This window comes from Streptomyces laculatispora (assembly GCF_017353455.1).
Lineage (GTDB): Bacteria > Actinomycetota > Actinomycetes > Streptomycetales > Streptomycetaceae > Streptomyces > Streptomyces laculatispora.
The window spans coordinates 1-2,605 of the sequence record NZ_JAFMPZ010000619.1 but is presented as its reverse complement, the minus strand read 5'-3'; the positions used below and the strand labels follow the sequence as shown (position 1 = coordinate 2,605).

Below are 2,605 nucleotides of genomic sequence, written 5' to 3'. Positions count from 1 at the left end.
GCGCGAGCGGTCCCTCGTCGGCCCGCTCGCGCTGCGCACCCTGGAGGCGCTGGCCTTCGACTGCTTCGTCCTGTCCATCGGCGGGGTGCACGCCGAGTACGGGTGGTCGGAGTTCTCGCTGGACGACGCGGCGGTCAAGCAGGCCGCGCTGACGGGAGCGACCCGGACGATCGCGGTGGCGGACGCGACCAAGCTCGGGGTACGCGCGTTCAGCCAGGTCGCCCCGCTGGGCGAGGTCGACGACTTCGTCACAGACGCCGCCGCCGAGGACTCCGCCACCCACCCGGGCGGCCCTCAGACCCTCACGGCCCTGCGCGATGCGGGCGTCCGCATCACCCTGGCCTGAACCCGGCCCGGCCCGACCCGCCCGAACCCGGTCCCACTGCGAGGAGCACCTGCCATGACCGCCATCCCGCGCCCCCTGATGATCCTGGTCGCCGGCCCCTACCGGTCGGGGACCGGCGACGACCCGGCCAAGCTCGACGCCCATGTGCGCGCGATGAACCGGACCGCACTGACACTCTTCCGCGCCGGTCACCTGCCGCTCACCGGTGAGGCCCTGGCCCTTCCCCTGGTGGAGGCCGCGGGCAGCACGGGGCCGGGCGACCCGGTCTTCCAGGAGATCTTCCACCCCGTCGCCGAACGCCTGCTGGCGCGCTGCGACGCCGTACTGCGCATCGGGGGCCCCTCGGACGGCGCGGACCGGATGGTGGCGACGGCCCGGGAGCTGGGCCTGGACGTCTACAGCGGCCTCGACGACATCCCGGCCGCCCGGTGACCGCCGGCCTGGACACCCCGGACCGGCGCGGGCGCACCGGCCTGGACCGGCACGGCCGGGACCTGACCGGCAATCCCCGGGTGCGCGTCAGGGATGTGGAGGTGCTCTCCTGCGACTGGTACGTCCTGCGCCGGACGACCTTCGACTACCAGCACAGCGACGGGCACTGGAGCCGGGAGCAGCGCGAGACGTACGACCGGGGCGACGGCGCCACGATCCTGCTCCACAACACCGAACGCCGCACCGTGCTGCTGACCCGGCAGTTCCGTCTGCCCGCGTACGTGAACGGGCACCCCGACGGGATGCTGATCGAGGCCGCCGCCGGGCTGCTGGACGGTGACGCCCCGGAGGAGGCCATCCGCAGGGAGGCGGCCGAGGAGACCGGGTACGTCATCGGTGTCCCCGAGCCGGTGTTCACCGTCTACATGAGCCCGGGGTCGGTCACCGAACGCCTGCACTTCTACGCCGCTCCGTACGATCCCGTGTCCGCGGTGGCCGACGAGTACGGGCACGGGGTCGCCGAGGAGGGTGAGGACATCGCGACCGTGGAACTCCCCTTCGACGAGGCGCTCGCGATGATCCGCAGCGGGGACATCGCCGATGCCAAAACCATCATGCTGCTCCAGTGGGCGGCCCTGGACGGACCGTACGGGCACCCCGGTCCGCCCTCTTCGCCTGTCCCGTAAGCGGATTGAGTCCGCGCCACCACCGTCCGCCCCTGCTCGCGCAGGAGGGCCGCGACGCCGTCACCACCCGCGCGGTCGCGGTCACCGCGGTGCAGCCACCGGCCGTCTACCGCATGTCCGGCGACAAGGGCGGGCTGCTCGACGTACGTCACCCGCCCTCAACGACACGTCCGGGTGGGGGACATGAGATCCACGCGCCCGGACGAATACCCATGTGCGGGCTGCGTCAGCCGCGCCCGCCGTTGTCACGCTCGAAGGCGGCGAAGGCCGCCTCCTGGCGCCACTGTGTCGCCGCCTTCGGGCTGGCGGCGAGATAGCGGGAGCAGCGCGGGCTCGGCCGCCCGGCGCCGGGCCGGTCGCTGCGGCAGGCGGGGACCAGCTGGTAGCCGGAGGGGGCGGAGCCGGCGGCCCACAGGCTGCGGCCGTCGCGGAACGCGTACTCCAGCGAGGCGCGGGCCAGGTCCTTCAGCTCGGTATAGCTGAGGCCGTAGGTCTTGGCGGCGTACTGGTACTCGTGGCTGATGTTGATCCGCGAGACCCCCGGGTCGTCGGTGGCCAGGACCACCGGGACGCCGTAGCGACGGTAGGCGTTGAACGGGTGGTCGTTGCCCGCGATGCCGAGGATCTGCTTGTTGCTGGAGAAGGGCACCTCGACCGCGACCTTGCGCTGCGCCATCGTCCGGGCGAGCTGCCGCCAGTCGTCCTCGTGGACCAGGTCCACACCGTGTCCGATGCGCTCGGAACCGGCGACGAGTACGGCCTCGCGGATGTGGAAGGTCAGGTCCTCGGGCTTGACCAGGCCAGGGGCCAGCTCACCGGCGTGCAGGGTGAGGTGGGAGCCCGGGTACTGGCCGTGCAGGTACTTCAGCATCCGCATCTGGAGCCGGTAGTTGGCCAGCGCGCTCTCCCCGTCCTCGGGCTGTACGAGGTTGACCGCGACGAACCTCGGGTCGCGCTCCGCCAGCCTCATCCCGACCGCGATCTGGGTGAACACCCGTGCCGGAGTGCTGCCCCGGGAGACCTGGGAGATCCACCTGACGGGCAGTCGGCAGCCCGGATCGGGGCGCGCGGTGTCGCAGTGCGCGGTCGCCCGGAACTGGACGTCGGCGGCATCGGCCTCCTCGACCGCCTCGTCGACGAC

The 2,605-nt window shown here is 72.5% G+C and carries 3 protein-coding genes and 1 pseudogene; 3 read left to right on the top strand and 1 reads right to left on the bottom strand.

Annotated elements, in window-relative coordinates; all coding sequences use genetic code 11:
* The 3 genes from J1C73_RS32485 to J1C73_RS32475 all read left to right on the top strand — a co-directional run.
* A partial coding sequence (locus J1C73_RS32485) for a sugar phosphate isomerase family (RefSeq protein ID WP_207319503.1) occupies nt 1-346 on the top strand: 346 nt, incomplete at its 5' end.
* Nucleotides 347-400: 54 nt separating this feature from the next.
* The gene (locus J1C73_RS32480) at nt 401-778 is read left to right on the top strand and encodes a DUF4406 domain-containing protein (RefSeq protein ID WP_242645021.1); all 378 of its coding nucleotides are present in this window, start codon (nt 401-403) and stop codon (nt 776-778) included.
* Nucleotides 775-1,464, top strand: coding sequence for an NUDIX domain-containing protein (locus tag J1C73_RS32475; RefSeq protein WP_207319502.1), 690 nt, complete (start codon nt 775-777; stop codon nt 1,462-1,464). The genes J1C73_RS32480 and J1C73_RS32475 overlap by 4 nt, the downstream gene beginning before the upstream one ends.
* 226 nt (nt 1,465-1,690) lie before the next feature.
* Here J1C73_RS32475 and J1C73_RS32470 read toward each other — a convergent pair.
* Nucleotides 1,691-2,605 (bottom strand): annotated as a pseudogene (locus J1C73_RS32470) (adenosine deaminase); the annotation flags it as partial.

Excerpts from the sequence above, each read along its gene's own strand:
- J1C73_RS32480 (WP_242645021.1), top strand. The coding sequence starts at position 401 with ATGACCGCCATCCCGCGCCCCCTGATGATCCTGGTCGCCGGCCCCTAC.